The organism is Rhizobium tropici CIAT 899 (assembly GCF_000330885.1).
In the GTDB taxonomy this organism is placed as follows: domain Bacteria; phylum Pseudomonadota; class Alphaproteobacteria; order Rhizobiales; family Rhizobiaceae; genus Rhizobium; species Rhizobium tropici.
Window position 1 is genome coordinate 1,215,969 of sequence record NC_020062.1, and the last position, 23,655, is coordinate 1,239,623.

General features: G+C 59.6%; 18 protein-coding genes. 11 read left to right on the forward strand and 7 right to left on the reverse strand.

Translation table 11 applies throughout. The features are described 5' to 3' along the window. Nucleotides 1–239: 239 nt before the first annotated feature. The 7 genes from RTCIAT899_RS27705 to RTCIAT899_RS27730 are packed head-to-tail and all read left to right on the forward strand — an operon-like array spanning nucleotide 240 to nucleotide 10,575. Nucleotides 240–1,148, forward strand: coding sequence for an alpha/beta hydrolase (locus tag RTCIAT899_RS27705; RefSeq protein WP_015343156.1), 909 nt, complete (start codon nucleotides 240–242; stop codon nucleotides 1,146–1,148). A gap of 51 nt (nucleotides 1,149–1,199) precedes the next feature. Next, nucleotides 1,200–1,502, forward strand: coding sequence for a hypothetical protein (locus RTCIAT899_RS33715; RefSeq protein ID WP_162531107.1), 303 nt, complete (start codon nucleotides 1,200–1,202; stop codon nucleotides 1,500–1,502). After that, the gene (gene bcsN / locus RTCIAT899_RS27710) at nucleotides 1,393–2,376 is read left to right on the forward strand and encodes a cellulose biosynthesis protein BcsN (RefSeq protein ID WP_041678210.1); all 984 of its coding nucleotides are present in this window, start codon (nucleotides 1,393–1,395) and stop codon (nucleotides 2,374–2,376) included. The genes RTCIAT899_RS33715 and bcsN overlap by 110 nt, the downstream gene beginning before the upstream one ends. Before the next feature lie 60 nt (nucleotides 2,377–2,436). Then, nucleotides 2,437–4,623 carry a UDP-forming cellulose synthase catalytic subunit gene (gene bcsA / locus RTCIAT899_RS27715; protein WP_015343158.1) on the forward strand — a complete coding sequence of 729 codons (2,187 nt, stop codon included), beginning with the start codon at nucleotides 2,437–2,439 and terminating at the stop codon, nucleotides 4,621–4,623. Beyond that, nucleotides 4,623–7,118 (forward strand): cellulose biosynthesis cyclic di-GMP-binding regulatory protein BcsB, encoded by a 2,496-nt coding sequence (locus RTCIAT899_RS27720; RefSeq protein WP_015343159.1) that lies wholly within the window; start codon nucleotides 4,623–4,625, stop codon nucleotides 7,116–7,118. Before bcsA ends, RTCIAT899_RS27720 begins: the two co-directional genes overlap by 1 nt. Then, nucleotides 7,115–8,164, forward strand: a complete 1,050-nt coding sequence (locus RTCIAT899_RS27725; RefSeq protein ID WP_015343160.1) for a family 8 glycosyl hydrolase — start codon at nucleotides 7,115–7,117, stop codon at nucleotides 8,162–8,164. Before RTCIAT899_RS27720 ends, RTCIAT899_RS27725 begins: the two co-directional genes overlap by 4 nt. Further along, a complete protein-coding gene (locus RTCIAT899_RS27730) occupies nucleotides 8,161–10,575 on the forward strand; it encodes a cellulose synthase (protein WP_041678425.1) in 2,415 nt (804 codons plus the stop codon). Before RTCIAT899_RS27725 ends, RTCIAT899_RS27730 begins: the two co-directional genes overlap by 4 nt. 77 nt (nucleotides 10,576–10,652) lie before the next feature. Here RTCIAT899_RS27730 and RTCIAT899_RS32705 read toward each other — a convergent pair whose 3' ends face one another. The 6 genes from RTCIAT899_RS32705 to RTCIAT899_RS27755 form a co-directional block, all read right to left on the reverse strand. Then, nucleotides 10,653–11,087: a hypothetical protein gene (locus RTCIAT899_RS32705; RefSeq protein WP_081598459.1), complete on the reverse strand. Its 435-nt coding sequence runs from the start codon at nucleotides 11,085–11,087 to the stop codon at nucleotides 10,653–10,655. Nucleotides 11,088–11,353: 266 nt separating this feature from the next. Next, complete coding sequence (locus RTCIAT899_RS27735; RefSeq protein ID WP_015343162.1) at nucleotides 11,354–12,271, reverse strand: SMP-30/gluconolactonase/LRE family protein; 918 nt, start codon at nucleotides 12,269–12,271, stop codon at nucleotides 11,354–11,356. A gap of 35 nt (nucleotides 12,272–12,306) precedes the next feature. After that, nucleotides 12,307–13,257, reverse strand: coding sequence for an ABC transporter permease (locus RTCIAT899_RS27740; RefSeq protein ID WP_015343163.1), 951 nt, complete (start codon nucleotides 13,255–13,257; stop codon nucleotides 12,307–12,309). Then, nucleotides 13,254–14,198, reverse strand: a complete 945-nt coding sequence (locus RTCIAT899_RS27745) for an ABC transporter permease (RefSeq protein WP_015343164.1) — start codon at nucleotides 14,196–14,198, stop codon at nucleotides 13,254–13,256. Before RTCIAT899_RS27745 ends, RTCIAT899_RS27740 begins: the two co-directional genes overlap by 4 nt. Beyond that, complete coding sequence (locus tag RTCIAT899_RS27750; protein WP_015343165.1) at nucleotides 14,195–15,685, reverse strand: ATP-binding cassette domain-containing protein; 1,491 nt, start codon at nucleotides 15,683–15,685, stop codon at nucleotides 14,195–14,197. The genes RTCIAT899_RS27745 and RTCIAT899_RS27750 overlap by 4 nt, the downstream gene beginning before the upstream one ends. An 81-nt stretch (nucleotides 15,686–15,766) precedes the next feature. Continuing rightward, the gene (locus RTCIAT899_RS27755; RefSeq protein ID WP_041678211.1) at nucleotides 15,767–16,783 is read right to left on the reverse strand and encodes an ABC transporter substrate-binding protein; all 1,017 of its coding nucleotides are present in this window, start codon (nucleotides 16,781–16,783) and stop codon (nucleotides 15,767–15,769) included. Between the two features lie 297 nt (nucleotides 16,784–17,080). Here RTCIAT899_RS27755 and RTCIAT899_RS27760 point away from each other — a divergent pair, with 297 nt between their 5' ends. The 3 genes from RTCIAT899_RS27760 (at nucleotide 17,081) to RTCIAT899_RS27770 (ending at nucleotide 20,678) form a co-directional block, all read left to right on the forward strand. Beyond that, complete coding sequence (locus RTCIAT899_RS27760) at nucleotides 17,081–18,319, forward strand: GAF domain-containing sensor histidine kinase (RefSeq protein WP_041678426.1); 1,239 nt, start codon at nucleotides 17,081–17,083, stop codon at nucleotides 18,317–18,319. Continuing rightward, nucleotides 18,316–19,047: a response regulator transcription factor gene (locus tag RTCIAT899_RS27765; RefSeq protein WP_015343168.1), complete on the forward strand. Its 732-nt coding sequence runs from the start codon at nucleotides 18,316–18,318 to the stop codon at nucleotides 19,045–19,047. The genes RTCIAT899_RS27760 and RTCIAT899_RS27765 overlap by 4 nt, the downstream gene beginning before the upstream one ends. Before the next feature lie 101 nt (nucleotides 19,048–19,148). Further along, entirely contained in the window at nucleotides 19,149–20,678 is a 1,530-nt protein-coding gene (locus RTCIAT899_RS27770) for a UxaA family hydrolase (protein ID WP_015343169.1), read from the forward strand. 12 nt (nucleotides 20,679–20,690) lie between these two features. On the opposite strand, the gene RTCIAT899_RS27775 is transcribed toward RTCIAT899_RS27770, so the two are convergent. Next, entirely contained in the window at nucleotides 20,691–21,686 is a 996-nt protein-coding gene (locus RTCIAT899_RS27775) for a GntR family transcriptional regulator (protein WP_015343170.1), read from the reverse strand. Between the two features lie 236 nt (nucleotides 21,687–21,922). Here RTCIAT899_RS27775 and RTCIAT899_RS27780 point away from each other — a divergent pair, with 236 nt between their 5' ends. Beyond that, nucleotides 21,923–23,479 carry an ISL3 family transposase gene (locus RTCIAT899_RS27780; RefSeq protein WP_015343171.1) on the forward strand — a complete coding sequence of 519 codons (1,557 nt, stop codon included), beginning with the start codon at nucleotides 21,923–21,925 and terminating at the stop codon, nucleotides 23,477–23,479. The last annotated feature ends 176 nt before the right edge of the window (nucleotides 23,480–23,655 follow it).

Consider the following 23,655-nt stretch of genomic DNA (forward strand, 5'->3'; position numbering starts at 1 on the left):
GGCGTCAAGAATACATGAGTACGAGAGTCATATTTTTTATTCGTTTCCACTCTCATGTTGCAGAATGGCTCCGATGGCCGAACACGGGATTGTGGAAGACACCTGAAGATTACGCTTAGCAAAGCATTTGGCCCGCTTGCCAGATCGCGCCAGCAATAATATGAGATTTTTCATCATCTTTCTGCAAATATCGGCGCTGTTATTCCGGCGCCCCATATGATCGGTCAGCCGGAGAGGCCATGTCTCATACATCATCACACAATGCCGCTTCCATTCTGGCGCCGGCCACCCTTCCCGGCTGCTCATTCATTGACCTGAAGTTTGACAATGCCGATCATCCGCACAGGATCTTTCTTTATCGCCCGGACAAACCGGCACCGCCGGAGGGTTGGCCGATCCTATACCTGACCGACGGCAACGCCTGCTTTGCGACCGCCGTCGACGCGCTGAAGGTGCAGGCGAGCTATCCGAACGGAACCAATGTCGCGGAAGGCGTCATCGTTGCCATCGGCTATCCCACGGACGAGTCATATGACCCGCTTCGCCGGTCCTGGGATTTGAGCCCGCCGCCCGGACGGGTCTATCCGCCGTTCTTTCCCGATACGCCGGATGTAAAGACCGGGGGTGCTGAACGCTTTCTGACGCTGATCGAGGACGAACTCAAACCCTGGATAGAACAGCAGGCTCCGATCGACCGCTCGCGCCAGACGCTTTTCGGCCATTCGTTTGGTGGCCTGTTCACGCTCTACGCGCTGTTTTGCAAACCTGATGCCTTCAGCCGCTGGATTTCCGCAAGCCCGGCGATCTACTGGGAAGATGCCGCCATTCTTTCGATGGAGAGAGAATTCCTCGACAGGCACCAAGAGCCGCTCGACCTGGTACTGCATCTTTCCGCCGGTCAGTATGAAGGCGAGAACCTCGCGCCCTTCCACAAAGGCACCGCCGAGGAGCAAAAACGACAGGAACGTGCGAAGGAAACGCGCACGATAGAACTTGCCCGCGAGATGGCTGAGAGATGGGGCAAACTAGTGTCATCCACAGGAACGATTACCTTTGAGGAATATGCCGCAGAGAACCACATGTCGGTCCTTCCGGTCGCGCTGAACCGGGCCGTCCAGATCGCACTTCGAAGAAAGAAATCATTCTGAAATTCATAGGCTTGCCGCCTAAAGTTGCAGCCCCTTCTTAGGAAAAATATCGTGCTTCGTGCATTCGGCACGATGGAGCGCATTGGCTGCGCATTTCTGGCCTCTTCCGGCACTCCAATGGGCGAAATTAACCATCGGTTAACCATAATCACCTTTATTTGCTATAGTGAATACAAGGGCTTGATTCCAAAGACCGTCGCGCAATTTGCCGATGAACGTGACCAGGATTGCCGCGATCTAAAAGATGCATTTTTCAAAGACGATAGTTTTGATAATGTTGGCCTGTATCGGGGCTGGTTGCACCACAACCGGTCAGGTTCGCCAATCGATCGGCGTGGAAACTGTCACAAGTGACAAGGCGCTGGCATTTTCGCCACCTGGCGGACCGGCGATCATAAACGTGGTCGAGCGCAGGCATGGCAAGGATGTCGAGCAGACGATCGCGCTTTCCACCTCGTCTTCCGTCTCAGGCCAGAACTTCCTCAAGATCCAATTTCAAGGCATAACCGGCCCCAATCCGGGATCTGGGAGCCGGCCGTTCGATACGATCAGCGACCGGGTGATTGCTCGCGAAATGGCGGCAGCAATACCTGGCGTTCGGCTCGCGCGCTCGGCAACCTTCGTCCAGAACAGCTACGGGCCGTTCGGCTATGCTTCCGGCCAGAGCCGGGCGGGCGATACATGTCTTTATGCCTGGCAGCAGGTGAAGGCCGGTTTTGCGCCACAGCAGGAGCAGCGCAATTTCGGCATGGTGCAGGTGCGCATCCGGCTCTGCGATGCCCATGCGAGCGAACGCGAGCTATTGAGCACGGTCTACGGTTATACGATCGCTGGCCATTTTGCCGGCGCCGCGCTCAATCCTTTCGGTGCACCGCGCGGTGCTGATGCTGCTCTCGGCAAGCCCGGCGAACCGGTCTATCCCGACGCGGCACCCTACCGCACTGCGCCGATCAGCATCGGCTACCAGTCCGCCCCCGTCACAATGCGCCCGACAATCAGGCGCCGGCCGGTCGTGATCCAACCTCAGCCGCAGACGGCACCAGCGCTGCCGCCAATGACTGGACCGCGCGTACCGCTGCCGGATGGTGGAAGCGACCCATCTCAAACCAATGGCGGAAGCGGCACGAGTTCGTCAGCTGCACCACCGCCTGCAAATACTGCAAGCAATATGATCGTGCCTTTACCGGACTGTAACAGGGCAACTGGCATATCTCAGGGGTGCCGCTAGTAGGCGGCGCCGCTTGGGGGCGCCAGGATGGCGTCTGGCAATACCTTTGAAGGGACACCGATGCAGACTGCACGCAGCATCTTGATATGGGCCGTGATAGCGCTATGCGGGATTGTGCTGATCACCTTGCCGGTCAACCTTCAAACGCAGCTGATTGCCAGCACGGTGGTCGTTACCCTGATGGCGATCATCAAGATCCTCAAGCGCCAGGGAACCTGGCGGCTGGTGGCCCTCGCCTTCGGCACCGCCATCGTGCTGCGTTATGTCTATTGGCGCACATCCTATACGCTGCCGCCCGTCAATCAGCCGGAAAACTTCATTCCCGGCCTGCTGCTCTACCTCGCCGAAATGTACAATGTCGCGATGCTGATGCTCAGCCTCTTCATCGTCGCCACGCCTCTGCCGCCCCGCACCAAGCGCGCTTCCGAAACCAAGAACTTCCCGAGCGTCGATGTCTTCGTGCCGTCCTATAACGAAGATACCAATCTTCTGGCCAACACGCTCGCCTCCGCCAAGGCTATGGACTATCCGGCCGATAAGCTGAGGGTCTGGCTGCTTGACGATGGCGGCACCTTGCAGAAGCGCAATTCGACGAAGATTTTGGAATCGCAGGCGGCAATCGCCCGCCATGACGAACTCAAGCGGCTCTGCGTCGATCTCGATGTCGAATATCTGACGCGCGACCGCAACGAACATGCCAAGGCGGGCAACCTCAATAACGGGTTGGAGCATTCGAACGGCGAACTGATCGCCGTTTTCGATGCGGACCATGCGCCCGCGCGTGATTTCCTGCGCGAGACCGTCGGCTACTTCGAGGACGACCCGAAGCTCTTTCTGGTTCAAACCCCGCATTTCTTCATCAATCCGGACCCGCTGGAGCGCAACCTGCGCACCTTTGACAGCATGCCGAGCGAGAACGAAATGTTCTACGGCATCATTCAGCGCGGCCTCGATAAATGGAATGCCGCCTTCTTCTGCGGTTCAGCCGCCGTGCTCAGCCGCAAGGCGCTGCAATCGCAAAACGGTTTTAGCGGCATTAGCATCACGGAAGATTGCGAAACCGCGCTTGCGCTTCATGGTGCGGGCTGGAACAGCATCTATGTCGACAAGCCGCTGATTGCCGGCTTGCAGCCGGCGACCTTCGCAAGCTTCATTGGCCAGCGCAGCCGCTGGGCGCAGGGCATGATGCAGATCCTGCGCTTCCGCTTTCCGCTCTTGAAGCGCGGTCTGACGCTGCCGCAGCGGCTCTGCTACATGTCGTCGACGCTGTTCTGGCTGTTTCCGTTTCCGCGCGTCATCTTCCTGTTTGCGCCACTCTTCTATCTCTTCTTCGATCTCGAGATCTTCACCGCATCGGGCAGCGAGTTCCTCGCCTATACGCTTGCCTATATGCTCGTGAACCTGATGATGCAGAACTACCTCTACGGCTCGTTCCGCTGGCCCTGGATTTCCGAGCTCTACGAATATGTCCAGACGGTGCACCTCTTGCCGGCCGTCGTCTCGGTCATGCTCAATCCCCGCAAGCCGACCTTCAAGGTCACGGCCAAGGACGAATCGATTGCCGTCAGCCGACTTTCGGAAATCAGCCGCCCGTTCTTCGTCATCTTTGCTGTGCAGATCATCGCGCTAGCGGTCACCATATACCGCATCTATGCGGAGCCCTATAAGGCGGACGTCACGCTTGTCGTCGGCGGCTGGAACATCATCAACCTCATCCTTTCCGGCTGCGCACTCGGCGTCGTCTCCGAACGCGGGGAGCGCGCCTCTTCACGGCGCGTGCGGGTCGATCGCCGCAGCGAATTCGGGATCGACGGACGGTGGAATTCCGCTTCCATCGAGGATGTCTCGGTCCACGGCGCCAGACTGAACGTCTTCAACAAGGATCTGGAGCCGGTTAAGGTCGGTTCGGAAGCAACCATACGCTTTCAGCCCTATAGCGGCGCCGAAATGGTGACCTTGTCGATTGTCGTCCGCAATATCGAACAGATGGGAGATATCACGGCCATCGGCTGCCAATATATTCCGAAGGGTGCTGCCGACCACCGCCTGATTGCCGATCTCGTCTTTGCCAATTCCGATCAATGGACGAAGTTCCAGCAGGCGCGGCGGCGCAATCCCGGCATCATCCGCGGAACCTTCTGGTTCCTCAGCATGTCGCTTTATCAGACCAGCCGCGGCCTGCTCTATCTGTTCAAAGGTGTGGGCTCCGATCGCACGCAGCGGCAGGATGCGAAGGCGAGAAGCTGATGAACCGCACCTTCCCCATCCTCCTGCTTCTTCTTGGCGCCGTTACAGCACAGGCACAGACGGCGCCGTTTGACATGTCCGGCGAGCGGCCAAAGGGCGAAGCGCCGACAGTACCTCAGATCATTATCCCGCAAACTGCCGCGCCGCAGACGGAGTCCCCCAAAACAGCAGCGCCTCCGGCTAGCGCTCCTCAAACCGTCGCACCTCAAGTCGCTCCGCCTCTGGTCATGACTCCGCCGGCCGTTGCGCCGCAAACTCCGGCGCCACAAGCCGTCCCGCCTGTTGCTCCCGCGCAGACAACGCCACAAGCGGCAGGGAAGACGAAGCAGGCGACCGCTGGCAACGATGCGTCGGCATTCCGGCGCTATGTCGTTCCCTTCGCAAAGCTGCGATTGGAGGGGGAGGCCGATCGCAAGTCCTGGTCGATCTATCTGACGCCTGAGCAGGCGGCAGCCCCGGCGAAACTCACATTTGCCTATCAGAATGCAGTTGTCGTCGCCCCGGAGGTATCCCAGATCACCGTTCTGGTGAATGACCGCGCCGTTCATCAGCAGCAGATCGGCTCCTCGGACAACGAGTCCGATATCAGCTTCGACATCCCGCGCGGGCTCCTTCAGCCCGGCGCCAATCTATTGACCCTCGAGGCGACGCAGAGACACCGCGTCGACTGCGACATTGCCTCGACGTATGAGCTCTGGACCGATATCGATCCCGCCAGAACCTATCTCAGCTTTGCCGGCCGCGACGCAGAAAAACTGTCGACGACCGACGCCATCCGCGCGATCGGTGTCGACGGCACCGGGAAGACGCAATTCAATCTCGTCGTACCGGGCCTGGCTCAACCAGAGACGACCAAGCCGATCCTGCATCTGGCACAGGGATTGGCGCTTCTGAGCGGAATGCCGAACCAGACCTTTTCGTTTGGCACGGATGCCCTAACCGCACCTGGCCCCGGCAAAATGACCGTGCTTATCGGCACGCCGGCGGAGCTGCAGTCCGTCTTTGCCGTTCCGGCCGCGGCGCAAAACGGCGCACTGGCGACCTTCGCGACAGACCCGCGCAGCGGTCAGCAGCTTCTTCTTCTCAGCGGTCCTTCCTGGCAGGCGATCTCGTCTGCGGTCGACATGGTGGTGTCGCCGACCGAACGCGCGCCCGGCACTCGCCGAGATCTGCTGGTAACACAGCGATGGTCCGCACCCGACGCGCCATTGATCTATTCCGGCACCAGCCTTTCCTTCGAACAGCTAGGCGTCAAGACCACAGAATTCTCCGGCCGGCGTTTCCATACCAGCTTCAACGTGGCGATCCCCTCCGATTTCTATGCGAATGCCTATGGCGAGGCGACCATCCTGCTGGATGCAGCCTATGCCAAGGATGTGCGGCCGGGCAGCCATATCGACGTCTACGTCAATGGAAGCATCGCCACGACCAAGCCGATCACAGCGACCGGGGGCGGCATTTTCCGGCAATTGCCCATCCGCATCACCATGCGCCATTTCAAGCCTGGCCTGAACACGATCACGCTTGAAGCCATGTTGCTGGCCGATGAGGATACCGCCTGCGCGCCAGCCGCGACATCGAGCACGACGCCGCGATTTGCACTATTCGACACGAGCCAGTTCACGGTGCCGGACTTCGCGAGGGTCGCACAGCGCCCGAATCTGGCGGCGCTCGCCGGCACAGGCTACCCCTACAGCCGCGAGACCGAGCCCGCCGCGCTCTTCATCGACCGCCCGGATGCTGACACCTTGTCTGCGACCGCAACACTCCTAGGCCAGATGGCTCTCACCGCCGGTCACCCGATCCCTTTCGAACCGACCGCCTCGCCGAATACCGTCGGCACCCGTAGTGCGCTGTTCATAGGATCCGTTTCGCAGCTGCCGTCGACAATCCTTGCGCAAATGAACATCTCCGCTGCGAGCCAGGTCGCCTGGCGTCCGCCCGCCCCTGGCCAGGGCAATATACCGGAAGCGTCCGTGACGATTGCCGATTGGCGCTCGCGCATCAATGGCGGGATATTGCAGGGACAGATGCAGAGCTTTCAGCAATGGATGCATCGCAATTTCGACATTACTCTGAGCTCGTTGCGCTTCATTCCCAGCTCCGAGCAGATGTTCACACCATCGAATGCAAACAGCTTCCTGATTGCCCAGGAGGCAAATCCCACCAATGACGCGACCTGGACCGTCGTCACCGCGCCCAGTGCCGGAGACCTGCGGGCAGGCGCCGAGGCGATGAGCGCGCAACATACCTGGTCGCAGATCGGCGGTCGCATTACGGTGTATTCGGGCAAGACGGGGAAAATCGATACGGTGCCCGTGAGCCGATTCAGCTTTGTCGTCTCCCAGCCCTGGTCGCTGACAAACTATCGGCTGATCGCCGCAAACTGGCTTTCCAGCAACATATTGTCCTACGCCTTGCTGTTCGTGATCGGCTCCTTCCTGCTCGGCGTGAGCACGGCAAGCGTTCTTTCCAAGATCGGCAGGCGCGAATGAAGCTTTGGCGCCTTGTTCTTGCTATCTGCAGCGTGGCCATATTGACGACAGCGCAACCGGCTGCCGCTCAACGAGCGGCAATCGATCCGCAGGCCTGGGCTGCCTACAAGGCGAAATTCCTCGATGTGAATGGTCGCATCATCGACAACGGCAATGGCGGCATCAGCCATAGCGAGGGGCAAGGATACGGCATGCTGCTTGCTTATCTTGCCAATAGTCCGGCCGATTTCGAACAGATCTGGTATTTTACCCGCACGGAGCTGCTGCTACGCGATGACGGTCTTGCCGTCTGGAAATGGGACCCGGCCGTCATCCCGCACGTAGCGGACACGAACAATGCTTCGGATGGCGATCTGCTGATTGCTTACGCGCTAGCCCTGGCGGGATCGGCCTGGAACAACAGAGATTATCTACAGACGGCCGCAAGCATGGCGAGATCCATCCTTGCTCATCTTGTCATCACGTCCGCAGGGACGACGCTGCTTATTCCAGGCGCCGAAGGTTACCGGCCACCGGGGCGCAAGGATGGGCCGGTCATCAATCCATCCTATTGGGTCTTCGAAGCGATCCCCGTCATGGCGCTGCTGGTGCCTTCCGATCGCTGGAAGAAGCTCAGCAACGACGGCCTTGCCCTGCTGCGCTCCCTGCAATTTGGCCCGCGTAGACTTCCCGCCGATTGGGTCAGCCTCAAGGCGAAACCGGAACCCGCGGACGGCTTCGAAGCGGAATTCGGCTATAATAGCGTCAGGATCCCGCTTTACTTGGCGCGCGCCGGGATCGACGACAAGGCGTTGCTTTCACGCCTCCAGCAGGGAATGACCGTCACGGAGGATGAGCCTGCCACGATCGATCTGGCGACCGGCAAGCCGAAGGACCTCCTTCCCGACGTGGGTTATAGAATTGTTAACGATGTTGTGGCGTGTGTGGTGAGCGGTACGAAACTGCCTGCTTCGGTCCGGCGGTTCACCCCATCGCTTTACTATCCGGCCACCTTGCAGCTGTTGAGCCTGGCTTTCGTCACGGAGAAGCATCCGGAGTGTTTATAAAGTCCACCTTGATCATGGCTTTCACGGCCGTCGCCGTGGCGGGGTTCACGCTCGCGACGAAGGATCACGATTCGCCGGAAGACAAGATCAAGCTGGCAAAGTCGGCACGTATCGAGCCACAGGCGATGCTTGCCGCCGATAACAGCTCGGCCGGCGGCAGCTCTGGACAACCCGCCGACTTGCAGGCGCTTGCCGACCATATACAGGCGGCTGCCCCGTCGGCTGTTCTCTCCGACACTCCCGCGAAGCCGGCAAATACGACCGCCGCGGATTCCGTCGCGCAAGCCTCGCCGGAGCAGGCACAGCCGCAAGCTACGCAGCCAACATCACCTCAGCAGTCCAACCCGGCACAAGCTGCCGATAATCAGCCGAAGGTCGACGAAAGCGCATTGCGCTATTTTGCAAGCCGCGGCGACAAGGCGCGACTGCAGGCCGAAATCTCCCGGCTGCAGGCGCTCTACCCCAATTGGAGGCCACCTGCCGATCCGCTGGCCATTCCGCAAAATAGCGACAAGCAGCTCGAGGCCATGTGGCAGCTCTATTCGGAGGGCCGCTACGCCGAAGTGCGCAAGGCCCTCGCCGACCGGCAGACTAGCGAACCCGGCTGGCAGCCACCCGCCGATCTGCTGGAGCGGCTCGATATCGCGGAAGCCCGCACCCGGCTCGTCAATGCCTCCGATCTGAAGCAATATCAGACCGTGATCGACATCGGCGCGAGAACGCCGAGCCTGCTGACCTGCAGCGATATCGATGTTCTCTGGCGGGTTGCCGAAGCCTTCATCCGTACCGATCGCGCTGCCCGCGGCCAAGATGCCTACAAATATATTCTGAAAACCTGCACCAATCCGCAGGAAAGGCTTGCGACCATCCAGAAGGCAGCGGCTCTGCTGCCCTATCAGCCGATGCAGGATCTTTTGGCTCTCGAAAGGCCTGATGGCAATGGCGGGCGGGAATTCGACAGCATCAGGACCGATCTGGCCCGTCGTTTCGTCGCCCAGGGCAATGACGATCCGAAGCTGGTGGTATCGCAGGATTATCTCTCGCAAGTCGAGCGTGTCGCCCGCAGCCAGGGTCTTGCATCCGACGATGCGCTCCTCGGCTGGTATTATTTGCGCCGCAGCAATTATCCCGACGCCGAGCAGTGGTTCAAGGCCGCCCATGAGAAGGAAGATTCGGCAACGATCTCACAGGGTTTGGCACTGGTGCTGATCGCCGATCGCAAGCCGCAGGAAGCCGAAGACGCCATGTATAAGTGGCGCAATGAATCCAAGGATGCGATGGCAACCTACCTTGCGGCCACCGCCAATCTGATGGCGCTGCAACCGCCGGCCAATCTCAGCGAAGATGCCCTCGGCCGCATCGCCGCGGAGGTCGTGAAGCAGAAATATGTCCCGACAGCCCAGCAGTTCGGGTGGTTTGCCCGCTCGATGAACCAGCCGCAGGCCGCAGCCCGCTGGTTCGAGACCGCTTTGCGCTGGAAACCGGACGACGAACCCTCCGCCTACGGCTTAGCCATTACCCGCAATCAGTTGAACGATCGTGTGGGCGTCGCTGAAGTCCAGAGACTGTGGGCCGGTCGCTCCCAACGCATCGCGGTGCTCGGCGAGCCCGCGCCGCGCACGCCGACCTCGGAGCCGCTGCCGTCGCCCAACCAAGCCGGACAGTCCGCACCACAGGCTCTGCCTCAAACATCGATGCAGCAAGGCGCAGCGCAGAATGTGCCCCCCGCAATCTCCCAGGCAGCACCTCAACCTCCGGTGACACGGCCCTATGTCAATGCGCAGATGCCCGAGCAGCCGATCGCGCCCACCCGCAGTGCACCATCCCAGGATTATGCTGAACCACAGGCCCGCGCCCGGGTCGCCACCCGCTCGCCACGCAAGACGGCAGGATGCAAAACCACCGTGAACGCGCAAGCGCTGACGCCTGGTAACGCTCTTTCCCGAGGCTGGTGCCTGATGAACCTCAATCGGCCCATGGAAGCAGTGGAAGCCTTTGGCGTCGCCTTGGACAGTGCGGATCCGAAGTCGCGCGAAGAGGCAGCCTATGGGCAGAGCCTGGCCTATTTGAGAGCTGGCCTTGCCAACGATGCGTCCGTTGCCGCCACCAAGGCGCCGATGAACCATCAGCGCGCCGCCGAACTACAGGTCGCCATCCTGGCCGACCGCGCCCTCTCGGCCTTCGAGGGCAAGCGCTATCACGAGGCTTTGCTCTATCTCGACCAGCGAGCGCAACTGCAGCAGGAACGCGTCGACCTGATGGTGCTGCGCGGATATTGCTACCTCAATCTGAAAATGTACGACGACGCCGAACGCATCTTCACCGCCGTCGCCGCAACCGGCAGCCGAGACGGCAGCCGTGGCTTGCGGGATTTGCAACTCACGCTACATCCGCCGCGGGGGGAATATTGAGTTTGGCGTGCCATGGTCGCAAGATAGCCGGGGTCGATGGATCGTTTGGGCGGGCCGCTCAAATTACCTGACATTAATCAGAGCAATATCCAACATTCTCCGTCACAGCAGAGGTAGGGCACATCATCGAATGTAAGGACTTCGCAAGCCTGCCGGGCACGATTCTTACTGGATGTTACCGTTCGGGTTGCGGGCGCATTCGCTCTGGCCTGAGCGAATAGCTGCATGAAAAGAACAGCCGAGACATCCTCTTTGTTGGGCTCAGCAAGTGTAATCTTTGCAAGCGGATGTTGGTGATCTTTGCATTTCACGTTGCGAACATGTGCAACAGACGAGATCAAAGAAACAGGGATTGATATCCACTGCTCACACGACAACGAAGATGAAAAACACAGAACAGAGCTGTCGTTTTCATCAACCTTAACCAATCCATATAGTGTTAAATCAACGGGTTCAATAAGCTGATTGGCAGCCAACTGTGAAATAAACTCAGATGGTTCGTAAGTGCGCATGCAGAATAACCCTCCAGTTTTATGTTGCTTGGCTTGAGTATGTTAATTTAACATAACACAATAAAGGAGAGTGCGAATACTCTTCGCCCGAACGACATTGCCTCCGGCGGAATTTCCAGCAAGATCGTCATACAGATTCTATCCGTCGGCGACGATGGACTTGGAAATAAGGCGCCTGGAATCTTCGAAACTCAAACGCCACAACCCGCGCATTGACGCCATCATGGCGTATGCTCGCCAACGACGGTGGTGCTTGGAACACCCACTTAAGGCATCTGCACCCCAGTGGCGGTCGTAAAGACACGATACAGCGAGCGCGTTGCAGCAACGAAAAGCTGGTTCCGCTTCGAGCCGCCGAACGTGAGATTGGCGACCGTCTGCGGTATCTTGATCTTGCCGATCAAAGCCCCATCAGCCGCAAAACAATGAATGCCGTCGCCGGCGCTTGTCCAGATATTGCCGTCGATGTCGGCTCGGAAGCCGTCCGGGATGCCGGTGTCGATGTTGCAGAAGACCTGGGCGTTCGCGAGTTTCTTGCCATCCACAACATCGAAGACACGAATGTGGCGGGGGGCGCTGACGTCGTGGCTTGCGGCGGAGTCGGCAACATAGAGCTTCGTCTCGTCCGGGGAAAAGGCCAAGCCGTTCGGCTGGCGGAAATCGTCCGCTACCACATCCAACTCGCCGGTGGCCGGATCGAGGCGGTAGACGTTGCGGGTCGGCTGCTCCGGCTCCGCCTTGTAACCCTCGTAATTGGAGAGAATGCCGTAGGTCGGGTCGGTAAACCAGATCGTTCCGTCCGAGCGGACGATCACGTCGTTGGGTGAATTCAGGCGCTTGCCCTTATAACTGTCGGCAAGAACAGTGATGGAGCCGTCGATCTCCGTGCGTGTGACACGGCGGCCGCCATGTTCGCAGGATATCAACCGCCCTTGGCGATCGCGCGTATTGCCGTTGGCAAAGTTCGAGGGCGCGCGAAAGATCGAGACATTCCCGCCCGGCACCCAGCGCAGCATGCGCTCGTTGGGAATGTCGCTCCAGATCAGGCATCCGGCATCGGCAAACCAGACCGGCCCCTCGGCCCAACGGCAATCCGAGTAAAGCTCCTCCAGGCCGGCGCTCGGGACGATCAGATTGCGGAAGCGCGTGTCGTAGATTTCGTAAATGGAGGCGTCGGTCGGCATCGCAGTTTTCCTGTAGGGGTCTTGGGAGAAAAGTGTCAGCGCCCGCCAGCGGGGCGACCGCCGGCAACGAGAATGACGGCAATAATGATCAGGCCGGTCAGAACAAGCCTTGGGCCTGCGCCGAAACCGTAAGTGTTCAGCATGGAGACGACCAGAAACATGAACAGCGAGGCGCCCCAGATGCCCGGTACGTTCGAGTCGCCGCCGGCAACCGCCGTGCCGCCGATGATGACGACGGCAATCGACATCAGCAAATATTCCGCGCCCATGTTGAGGGCTGCGCCGCCGGAGAAGCTCGCGAGCAGATAGCCACAGATCGAGGCGAGGATGGCGCAGAGCACATAAGTCGCAAGACGCGTTCCGTCGACGGGAATGCCGGCCATTCGCGCCGCGAACATGCTCTGGCCGATCGCCGAGATCCAGCGCCCATAGATCGTTTTTTCCAGGAGAATCCAGGCAAGCGCCGATAGCAGCAGGGCGACGATGGCGACATTCGGTATGCCGAACACCCCCGATGTCGTGAACTCGGCCAGATATTCTGGCGGCTTGATCCGCAGGCCGCGATTGCTCCAGATGGCAGTCGACTGAATGATGAAGCTCATAGAGAGTGTCGCAATGATCGGCGGAATGCGCAGCAGCTTGATCAGGGCATAATTGCCGAGACCAATGCCAAGGCCGATGACGACCGACACCAGCAGGCCTGGCACGATCATGCCGTCTTCGACATTCATGAGTTTCAGCGCGATCGTACCGGCGAGCGTCATGGTGGCCGGTACGGAAAGATCGATATTGCCCGGTCCGAGCGTGATGACGAACATCTGCCCGATGCCGACAATGACCGAGAATGCCGCAAAGGTGAGTGCCGCCTGCGACAGGCCGATGGAACTGGCGCCGCCGGTGAAGAGAACGGTGATGATCCACACCGCGATTGCCGCGATGAACGACCAGATCCAGGGTTTGCGGCGAAACGTGGCAAGCGCGATCATGATTGTTTCTCCCGCTTTTCGACGCGATTGAGCAAGAGCCGGAGGGCAAGCACGATGATCAGGATCGCGCCCTGCGCGCCGATCTGCCAGTCGGGCGATATCCGCAGAAACGACAGGAAGGAGCCCGCCAGGGTGAGTGTCAGCGCACCGATGACGGCACCCACCGGCGAGACGCGGCCGCCGGTAAACTCTCCACCACCGAGGATAACGCCGGCGATCGACAGCAACGTATAGCGCAGCGCGATATTCGCATCCGCCGAAGTGGTGAGCCCAACCAGGGCAATGCCGGCCAATACGGCGAAGAGGCCCGCCAGCGCATAGGCCGCGGCACGCAGGCGGACGACGGACCAGCCAGCCCGCTGCAACGACCGCTGATTGCCGCCGACGCCGCGGATCAGCACCCCGAAGGAGGAGCGCATGACGATCAGATGGGCAAACAGCGCGATGAGGATGCTGGCTATGATCGCAATGGGGACAAGCGGCGGCTTCGAAGTCATCAGCCAGCGCGCCCAATCGGGCGCAGTGCCGCCCGGCGCCGGCAGCAGCAGGACAGCCAGGCCACCCCAAACGAAGCTCATGCCGAGCGTCACCACGATCGACGGCAGATCCCTGATATAGATGACGATGCCGATTGCAGCATAGACTGCAATCGCAGCCGCCAGAATAAGGATACCGATGAGCGGGGCAGATTGCAGATAGGTCGCCGCCACACAGGCCGTGAAGCTGACGAAGGTCCCCATCGAAAGGTCAAGATCGTTGACCGACATGATCATCATCTGCGCAATCGTCGCCAAAGCAATCGGTACGGCGAGATTGAAAAGCAGATTGAGGCCGACATAGCTCATGGCGCGCGGCTGCAGATAAAAGACCGCAGCGAGCAGGACAGCAAGCGATAGCGCCGGGATAAGCAGGCGCAGGGTAGCGGAGGACGGACGGCTCATGCGCCCTCCCCGGCAAAGGAAGCCGCCAGCACATTTTCCTCCGTGATGTCCTCTCCAACCAGCTCGGCGACGATGGCGCCGTCGCGAAAGACATAGGCGCGGTCGCAGAGCCGGATCTCGTCCATTTCCGTCGAATACCAGATAAATGTCCGGCTGGACGAAGCCTCGTCACTCAAGATCCTGTAGACCTCCTGTTTGGTACCGATATCGACACCGCGCATGGGATCGTCCATCAGCACGATCGGCGCGGTCGTCGCCAAGGCGCGGGCGAACAGCACCTTCTGCTGATTGCCGCCGGACAGGGACAAGATGCCGTTCGCCATCGTCGGCGTACGGATTTCGATACGGCCCTTCCAGTCGGCACCGAGGCGATCCTCGCGCCCGCGATCGACGACCGACAGACGCGAAAAATCGCTGAGCGAGGCAATGCTGAGGTTTTTCAGGATGCTCCAAAGCGGGAAGGTGCCGTTCAAGCTGCGGTCGCCCGCGACGAAGGCGATATTGCCTTGCCTGCCCGGCAGCCAGTTGTGCGAAAGCGAGCGATGAAGATCGAGCAGCATGTCGGTCTGGCCATGGCCGGCGAGCCCGGCAAGCCCTATCACTTCGCCCTTGCGGGCATTGAAGCCAAGGCCCCTTCCCCCTCGCGCCGGCAGTGCAAGCAGAGGAGACGATGCGGCGCCTTCCCCGCCCCTGCGCGAGCGGTCCTGCTCCTTGACGACACTGCCCATTGCCAGGACCAGGCTATGAACGGTGAAGTCCTGAGCGATGCGATCGGCGACGACTCGGCCATCCTTCATGACCAGAATTCGGCTTGCGGTCGAAAGGATCTCGCCAAGAATATGCGAGATCAGCATGACCGCACCGCCTGCTTGCACGAAGCTGCGCACATAGGCCATCAACTGGGCGGCAAGTCCAGCATCGAGGGATGAGGTCGGCTCATCGAGGATGACTAGCTTCGGCGTCTCGCCGACGGCACAAAAGGTGATCGCGATCTCTACCATCTGCCGCTCGGCGATCGAGAGTTCGCCGACGGTCCGCATGACGTCGATCCTGTGACCGGCGAAAATTTCGTCGAGCTTGGCGCGAACAATTGCCGCCGCCTGCCGCCGCCAGTTCCAGCCGGCAAGACCGCGATGGACCACCCGCATGTTCTCGACGACGGTGAGATTCGGCGCGAGCGACAATTCCTGAAAGACGCAGCGTATCCCGTGGGCGCGCGCTGCGTTGATGCCGTGCACGCTGTCGTCTCCCTCATAGGTGACGCTGCCCTCGTGCGGGCTGAGGCCGCCGTTGATGACGTTGACGATCGTCGACTTGCCGGCACCATTATGGCCAACAAGCCCGATGCACTCGCCTGCCAGAACCGTCAGATCGGCGCCGTCGAGCGCCTTTACGGCACCGAAATGCACCTTGATGCCACGGGCGGAGACGACGGCCTGCGGGCCGGCATCCTGTCTCTTCAAAGTATTGTCTTTGGCTGCAATCATGGATCGTCCGGGTCGGGCGTTGCATCGGCGGGCGCCGCCTCTTTAGCGGCGGCGCCCGTCTTAACGGCTTACAGATATCGGTTATTTCGCCGCGGCGATCACCTTCTTGGCGTCGTCGAGCGTATATTCGACATTCGCGACACCGCCGGCCTGCGTGTTGGCAAGGTTGGTTTCGAGATTGTCCTGATCGATGCGCAGGAATGGAACGACCAGGTCCTTCTTCACCTCTTTGCCGTCCAGAATCTGCTGGGCGACCCAGAAGGCGAGCGTGGAGACGCCGGGTGCGATCGAGACCGACATGGTCTCGTAGCCGCCGGCATCCTTCTCCTTCTTCCACCAGGCAAGTTCATCCTGGCGGTTGCCCATGACGATCGTCGGCATGGGGCGCTTGGCGGCGGCAAAAGCCTGTGCCGCACCATAGCCGTCACCGCCCTGGGTCACGACCGCGGCAATATCGGGAAGGCTCGGCAGAATGCCGGCGACGGCGCGCTGGGCGACATCCTGAGCCCAGTCGCCGTGAACCGAACCGACAATCTTGAACTGCGGATATTTGGCGGCAGCCGCATGGATACCGGCTGAGATCTCGTCATCGACGGAGACGCCGGCAAGCCCGCGGATTTCGAGCACGTTGCCGCCCTTAGGCATCTTCTTGGCAAGATATTCGATCTGGCTGGCACCCATGCCCTTGAAATCGACGGCGATGCGCCAGGCGCAGGGTTCGGTGACGATGCCGTCGAAGGAAACGACGACGATCTTGGCATCGCAGGCTTCCTTGATCGCGCCGTTCAGCGCCGTCGGCGAGGCAGCATCGATGACGATCGCATCATAGCCCTGCAGGATCATGTTCTGAATCTGGGCGGCCTGCTCGGTTGCCTGGTTTTCAGCCGTCGTGAACGGATCGGCCGCGGCAACGACACCGGCCTTGACCGCTTCGCCCGTTACCTTCTGCCAACTCGTCAACATGGCCTGGCGCCAGGAGTTGCCGGCATAATTGTTCGACAAGGCAATTTTCTTGGATGACGTATCTGCAAGGGCAGCACCCGGCGCGGCAACGCAAGCGATGACGGCGGATGCCATAAGCATCTTGGCAATATTCATTTTTTCCTCCCAAAGCGCCTGTACTTCATCTTCCAGGCCAAGATTTCCGAGCGCGCTCCTCAACGAACGATCGAAAATAATATTTGCACTGAAGGTTACCCTGTCAGTAGAAACAGGATGTCCGAGATTGTGACGCTTGTACAGGCGCTTAAAGGGCGAGACCTTGCGGGATCCCGCAGAAAAGATGCGCAAGTCCGCAAGACGGATCGCTCGGATCGGCGCTTAATAGCGTCGGAAATTTGCATGCTGCGCGGCCGGAGGAGCAGAGGTCGGCGCTTTGCCTGGGAGGGCTTGTCCTTGCGCGATCTGGCGCCGCAATCGGTCTTCGACCACTATCTCAACATATCGAGGCTTCTTGCGGGTCAGCTCGATTTTCACTCGGTCATCCAGGCCGTCGCTGCCGAAATCAGCCATGTTATCCCGCATGACCATCTCGACGTCTGCATCATCCTGATGGACGAGCAATTTCATACAGCCTACGAGAGCGGCCTGGAAACGGATTGGGGTCGCCGCTTTCCCGCACCCGTCAGCAACAGCCCCATCCGCACGCTTCTCTGGGGCGAGACCGATTACCTCTTAACCGGCGATGCCTGGAGCGATCCCCAATTCCATTTTCAGGGTTCTTTCTCGCACCCGATCTTTCATCAATCGCTGCATAGCCGTCTGCACGTGCCCCTTAAAGTTCAGGGTCATATCATCGGCGCCCTGTCCTGCTCCAGTCACCAGACCGGCCTCTACACCATGCAGGATATCGAAAGTGCCCGCGTGATTGCCGATCTCCTCGCACCTCACTTCTTTGCAATCCGCGCCGCCGACCAGGCCAAACGGTCGGCGATCGTCGAGGCCGAGGCTCGGGCCCGCGAAGAGGGCCTTCGCCTTGGCGCCCTGAAACTGACCGAGGCGCTGGAGGCGGAACGCCAGCGCATTGGCATGGACCTGCACGACCAGATTCTCGCCGATCTGACCCGTCTCTCCCGACGGCTGGAACGGCTTGCCCGCCAGCCCGATGTCACCGGTGAAGCGCTGGAGCCGCTCTTTCGCGGTTTGCAGCACAGCATGCACGATCTTCGCCAGATCATCGAGGAGGCCAAGCCCTCGGTCCTTCAACTATTCGGCTTCGCGCAGGCGATCGAGAACCATCTCGAACGGTCGATCCAGGAAAGTGGCGCGACTTTGTCCTGGACATTGAACGACGAGACCGGCGGCGCGATCGACTGCCTTGAACAATCGGTGTCGATTGCCCTGTTCCGCATCGCGCAGGAGGCCATCAACAACGCCATTCGCCATGCCCAGGCTGAGAGCATCGCGGTTCATCTGAAAGCGGCCGAGGGTGCGGTCACCATTGATGTCGTCGATGACGGTGTCGGACTTGGAAATACCCGCAGATTATCGGGCGGCGGTATCGAAAACATGCGCACGCGAGCACGGCTGATTTCAGCGCGCTTCACGATCAAGGCGGCAGCTGCCTCCGGTGGAACGATCGTCAGTGTCAGCCTGCCTGCCATCGCGCAAACGGCCGGAGGAGCTGCCGCATGAAGGTTCTGATCATCGAGGACGATCCGCTCCATCGCTCCTATCTCAATGAAGCGATCCGCGCCGCACTCCCCGAATGCGATGGCGTGCTGGAGGCGGAAAATGGCAATACGGGCGAACGGTTGGCGCGGGATTTGAGATCCTCTCATATCGTCATGGATCTGCAGATGAGCCAGCGCAATGGCATCGAGGCGGCCCGCACGATCTGGAAGGAGCGACCGGAGACGCGCATCCTTTTCTGGTCGAACTATTCGGACGAGGCCTATGTTCGCGGCGTTTCGCGCATCGTGCCCGCCGGGGCCGTCTATGGCTATGTCCTGAAATCGGCCTCGGACGACCGCCTGAAGCTGGCGCTTCGCAGCATCTTCATCGAAAGCCAGTGCGTGATCGACCGCGAAGTGCGCGGCATGCAGCAAAAGAGCCTCGGCAATGTCAACGGGTTCACCGAGGCCGAATATGAGATTCTGATCGATATCGCTCTTGGATTGACCGATCGCGCGATCGCCCAGAGGCGCAATCTCTCGGTCCGCAGCGTCCAGAACCGATTGCAGCAGCTCTATGTGAAACTCGGCGTCTATCAGCCGCTCGGCGGTCAGGATGATGATGGCCGTTTCAATCTGAGAGCGCGCGCGGTTGCCGTGGCCTTCTTAAGAAAACTGCTCAACCACAGCGCGCTCGAACGTGCGGAAGCCGATCTTTCCGCTTGGGTGGCGCGCCAACCACGCGACTGAAAACAAGCCTCACCCACCGACGTCGATCTTACTTGACGTCGTCCATCGAATAATTGTCTATTGCTAGCAATAGACATTAATCCAACCATACGGAACTTCCCATGCCCGCCGTTTCGCCTGTCATCCTGCTCAACCCTATTGACGATGTTGCGGTCGCTCGCGTGATGATCCGCGCCGGCAGCCCGACCGGCATCGACGGCTTGATTACCGCAGACCAGATCCCGCGGGGCCACAAGGTGGCCGTTCGCGACATTCAGGCAGGCCAGGAGATCCGCAAATTCGGCCAGCCGATCGGCGTCGCGACACAGTTCATTCCGGCCGGGGGCCACGTCCATCTGCAGAACCTGGCCGTGATCGAATCCGACCATCCCTATCAGTTCAGTGTCGATATCGAAGAGACCGGCATGCTGCCGCGCGAGGACTGCCGGACCTTCATGGGCTTTGACCGCGGCGCCGGCGGCGTCGGAACGCGTAATTTCATCGGCATCATCACGACGGTCAATTGCTCGGCAACCGTCTCGAAATATATCGCCGAACATTTCAATCGCACCGGCGGGCTCGAGGGCTTCGACAATGTCGATGGCGTCGTGGCACTGACCCACGGCGGCGGCTGTGCCGTCAGCACGCAGTCGGAGGGCTACCGCTATCTGGCCCGTACCCTCCAGGGCTATGCGCGGCATCCGAATTTCGGCGGTATCCTCATGATCGGGCTTGGCTGCGAAACCAATCAGATCGCGCCCATTCTGGAGCATTACAAGCTGGAAGAAGGAAACCGGTTGCGCACCATGACGATCCAGGATCTCGGCGGCACCCGCAAGACGATCGCCGCCGCATCCGAAATGATCAAGGACATGCTGCCGGAGGTCAATTCCGCCACCCGCACCGTCCAGCCGCTTTCCGGCATCAAGCTCGCCCTGGAATGCGGAGGCTCCGATGGATATTCAGGCATTTCGGCCAATCCGGCGCTCGGCTATGCCTCCGATCTCCTCGTGCGCAATGGCGGCACCTCGGTTCTGGCGGAAACGCCGGAGATCTATGGTGCGGAACATCTGCTGACGCGCAGAGCGGTTACGCCCGCGGTCGCCGAAAAGCTGCTCTCCAGAATCGACTGGTGGCGCGATTATACCCGCCGCAACGGAGCGGAACTCAACAACAATCCGTCCTATGGCAATAAGCTCGGCGGATTGACGACGATCCTCGAAAAGTCGCTCGGGGCCGTCGCCAAGGGCGGCTCCATGCCGCTCAAAGCCGTCTATGAATATTCTGAGATCGTCGACGAACCCGGTTTTGTCTTCATGGACACGCCGGGCTACGATCCTGTCGCCGTCACCGGCCAGGTTGCCGGCGGCTGCAATGTGATCTGCTTCACGACGGGCCGAGGCTCCGTCTCCGGTTTCAAGCCAGCGCCTTGCGTCAAGATCGCCACCAATACAGAAATGTACAACCATATGCGCGAGGATATGGACATCAATTGCGGTGACATCGTCAGCGGTGACGATACGATCGAGGCGGCGGGCGAGCGGATTTTCGAGGAGATCATCGCTGTCGCCTCCGGCAAGAAGACCCTGAGCGAGACCTTCGACTACGGCGACAATGAATTCGTTCCCTGGCAGGTCGGCGCCATCACCTGATGGTGCCGCGCATCAGACGATGAATGGGTATTCGTCCGGCTGGTATTGCTCGCGGATATAGGCGGCGCGTGCCTGTACGCTCGGTTGCGAGTTGCGAATATGATCTCGCATGGCTTTGCGCAGCCCCTCCTCGTCTCGGTTTTGCACCATTTTGAAGACACCGACGTGCTCCGACAGGAAGGGCTCGTATTCCGGCCTCTTGATGCGACTGCCGACGATATGCTTGCTGAGCGTAAGGATGCAGTGCGTCCGCTTCAGGATGCTCAGGAACTCCTTGTTCGGGCAAGCCTGAAGGCTGCGCAGATGAAGATCGAGCTCCAGCTCGTACATGGTCGAGGCCGAGACATCGGGATAATCCGCAAGCGCCTGCGACAGCCGCGCGAGCATTGTGTCGACGTGGTCTCTGGAAAGCCCGCCCAAGGCGCTTGCGAGCGCCACAGGCTCGATCTGTTCGCGCACCTCATAGAGGTCACGAATACGCTGGCTGTCGAGCGGGACGATCGACCAGCGAAAATTGTCGTCCTTTTCGGTGATGCCAAGCGTCTCGAGCCTTAACAGCACATCGCGCGCTACGGCGCGCCCGACCCCGAAATGCCGTGCCAACTCGTTTTCGTTGATGCGATAACGGCCGAAAAAGGAGCGATGGACGACGATGCGTTCGACATCCTCGTAAAGCGCCTGCCATGCGAATACCGGCCTATCGCCATCTTCGTCGAACAATTTGCCGAGATAATCGCCGAGCTTGATCCGCTTCGGCGGTGTCCCCGCCCTGCCAACGATAAAGCCCCGCCCTTCGAGACGCGCGATCAGGCCGCCATCGAACAACATCTGCAATGCCTGACGAACCGGCGCGCGGCTGCTGCCGACCAGATCGACAAGGGCGGCCTCGGTCAAGACAACACCTTCAGGCACCGCTCCGGCGAGAATCTCTGCCCTCAATCGCTCGTGAAGCTGCTCATAGAGCTTGGTCTTGCGCAGGCCGCTGCTTTGCAAAACCGAAAGTTTCATTTCATGACAAATTTCATCATGGTATCTCCCTAAGCACGTTACCACGTTAGCTCAAAATCTTCTTTCCTGCATTGCCGTAAAATCGTCCTTGCGATCGGCTCCATCTGCGGGCGACAGAGTCACCATCGAAATCGCCGGATGAAAAATCCGCTCCTTGGCAGCGAAAATTGGATCTGACTCATATTTGATGATTTCGCAGTCGAAACTGGTGCGGTTATGAGAAAGGAATCAGCACCATGGCGACCAAATTTCGTCTGTCATCCCTGATCCCGGCCGGATTGATTGTTGAGCGTTCCGACGAGAGCGACGGGGTTATCATTGTTTCCGCGCGGGCTGCCGCCGATCGACGTTCCTGCCCTTTATGCAGCCGACTGTCGGATCGTGTTCATAGCCGCTACGTTCGGATAATTGCCGATTTGCCTTGTGCTGGCGTCAGGGTCCAACTGCGGTTGTCGGCACGGCGCTTTGTCTGTGAGGTGACATTCTGCCGTCGTCGAATTTTCGTCGAGAGGTTTGGAGAGCTTGTCGTTCCGGAGCGCAGCCGTCGAACTGCTCGGCTTGATACTGTTGTGCATCATCTCGGGTTGGCTCTGGGAGGGAGGCCTGCAGCAGCCTTTGCCAAACGCTTGATGATCCCAGTTAGCAATGACACGCTGATCCGCGCGGTAAGAAGAAAATCCGCGGCGCCGCGTGATGCGCTCAGCGTCGTCGGCGTTGACGATTGGGCTTTCCGCCGCAATCACCGCTATGGCACCGTCGTATGTGATCTTGAGAAGCGACGGATTATCAAACTTCTGCCCGATCGGGAGATCGCGACAGTTTCGACCTTCCTTGCTCAACACCCCGAAATTGCGATCGTTTCCCGCGACCGAGGCGGCGGCTATCGTGAAGCTGCCACTAAGGCTTTACCGCATGCCATTCAGGTCGCAGATCGTTGGCATTTGATGGAGAACGCCAGCGCAGCATTCCTCGACGTCGTGCGCAAATCCATGCGAGCAATCCGTGCCGCAATTGGTGCTACGACGATCAATCCTGAGCTGCTCACGTGTGCTGAACGACTGCAATATGACAGCTATCTGCGGCGGGAGGATGCGAATTTGACGATCAGGAAGCTCTCCTCCGATGGTGTCCCAATAAAGGAAATCGTTCGACAAACCGGCTATAGCCGCGGAACAGTTCGCCAGATCGTCCGCGGTCACAGGACCGATGTGTTCCGTGTCAGACAAAGTTCCCTTGAGGCCTATCTGCCGCTGTTAGATGAACTCTGGAGATCCGGGCAGCACAACGGCGCTGAACTCTGGCGGCAGTTAAAATGCAAAGGCTTTCGTGGTTGTTCTCGTGTCGTCGGGGAGTGGGCGGCAAGGCGACGGCGGTCTGAGCGGGTCTGCGATCAGCAACTTCAAAAGGTGCCATCCGCCAGAACGATTGCCCGGTTGATGACAACTGCTCGCGATCAACTCAGCAAAGCCGACACAATCACCATCGCGGCCATAGAAGCCGGCGTTCCCGCCTTGATCGAAGCCCGCAATCTAATTGATCGCTTCCAGACGATGATCCGACGGAAGGCCAAGACAGAACTCGATCAATGGATCGCTGATGCACGCGACAGTCTGTTCGCCCCCTTCGCCAACGGAATACTGAAAGACAAGGCAGCGGTGTCAGCGGCCATCACCGAACCCTGGTCGAACGGCCAAGTCGAAGGACAGATCAACAAACTGAAGCTTGTCAAAAGGCAAATGTACGGCCGTGCCAAGCTGGACCTGCTTGAGGCACGGTTGATCGGCGCAATATGAAAGAAATCCTCATCAAAAATGCGTCAGACCCAATGTTCCCTGCTGATTGACACTCCAGCCTTTCGATCCGCTCGTCTTTGCGGACTTCACGCGCTTGCGCCGCGATCAGCATCGCCTTCAAAGCAGCAATATCGTCGGGAAGATCGGTGGCGTCCAACATGGTGGAAGCTTACCAA

Coding starts and splice junctions, on each gene's coding strand:
- RTCIAT899_RS27705 (WP_015343156.1), top strand. CDS start 240: ATGTCTCATACATCATCACACAATGCCGCTTCCATTCTGGCGCCGGCC.
- bcsN (WP_041678210.1), top strand. CDS start 1,393: ATGCATTTTTCAAAGACGATAGTTTTGATAATGTTGGCCTGTATCGGG.
- bcsA (WP_015343158.1), top strand. CDS start 2,437: ATGCAGACTGCACGCAGCATCTTGATATGGGCCGTGATAGCGCTATGC.
- RTCIAT899_RS27720 (WP_015343159.1), top strand. CDS start 4,623: ATGAACCGCACCTTCCCCATCCTCCTGCTTCTTCTTGGCGCCGTTACA.
- RTCIAT899_RS27725 (WP_015343160.1), top strand. CDS start 7,115: ATGAAGCTTTGGCGCCTTGTTCTTGCTATCTGCAGCGTGGCCATATTG.
- RTCIAT899_RS32705 (WP_081598459.1), bottom strand. CDS start 11,087: ATGCGCACTTACGAACCATCTGAGTTTATTTCACAGTTGGCTGCCAAT.
- RTCIAT899_RS27735 (WP_015343162.1), bottom strand. CDS start 12,271: ATGCCGACCGACGCCTCCATTTACGAAATCTACGACACGCGCTTCCGC.
- RTCIAT899_RS27740 (WP_015343163.1), bottom strand. CDS start 13,257: ATGATCGCGCTTGCCACGTTTCGCCGCAAACCCTGGATCTGGTCGTTC.
- RTCIAT899_RS27745 (WP_015343164.1), bottom strand. CDS start 14,198: ATGAGCCGTCCGTCCTCCGCTACCCTGCGCCTGCTTATCCCGGCGCTA.
- RTCIAT899_RS27750 (WP_015343165.1), bottom strand. CDS start 15,685: ATGATTGCAGCCAAAGACAATACTTTGAAGAGACAGGATGCCGGCCCG.
- RTCIAT899_RS27755 (WP_041678211.1), bottom strand. CDS start 16,783: ATGAATATTGCCAAGATGCTTATGGCATCCGCCGTCATCGCTTGCGTT.
- RTCIAT899_RS27765 (WP_015343168.1), top strand. CDS start 18,316: ATGAAGGTTCTGATCATCGAGGACGATCCGCTCCATCGCTCCTATCTC.
- RTCIAT899_RS27770 (WP_015343169.1), top strand. CDS start 19,149: ATGCCCGCCGTTTCGCCTGTCATCCTGCTCAACCCTATTGACGATGTT.
- RTCIAT899_RS27775 (WP_015343170.1), bottom strand. CDS start 21,686: ATGAAACTTTCGGTTTTGCAAAGCAGCGGCCTGCGCAAGACCAAGCTC.
- RTCIAT899_RS27780 (WP_015343171.1), top strand. CDS start 21,923: ATGGCGACCAAATTTCGTCTGTCATCCCTGATCCCGGCCGGATTGATT.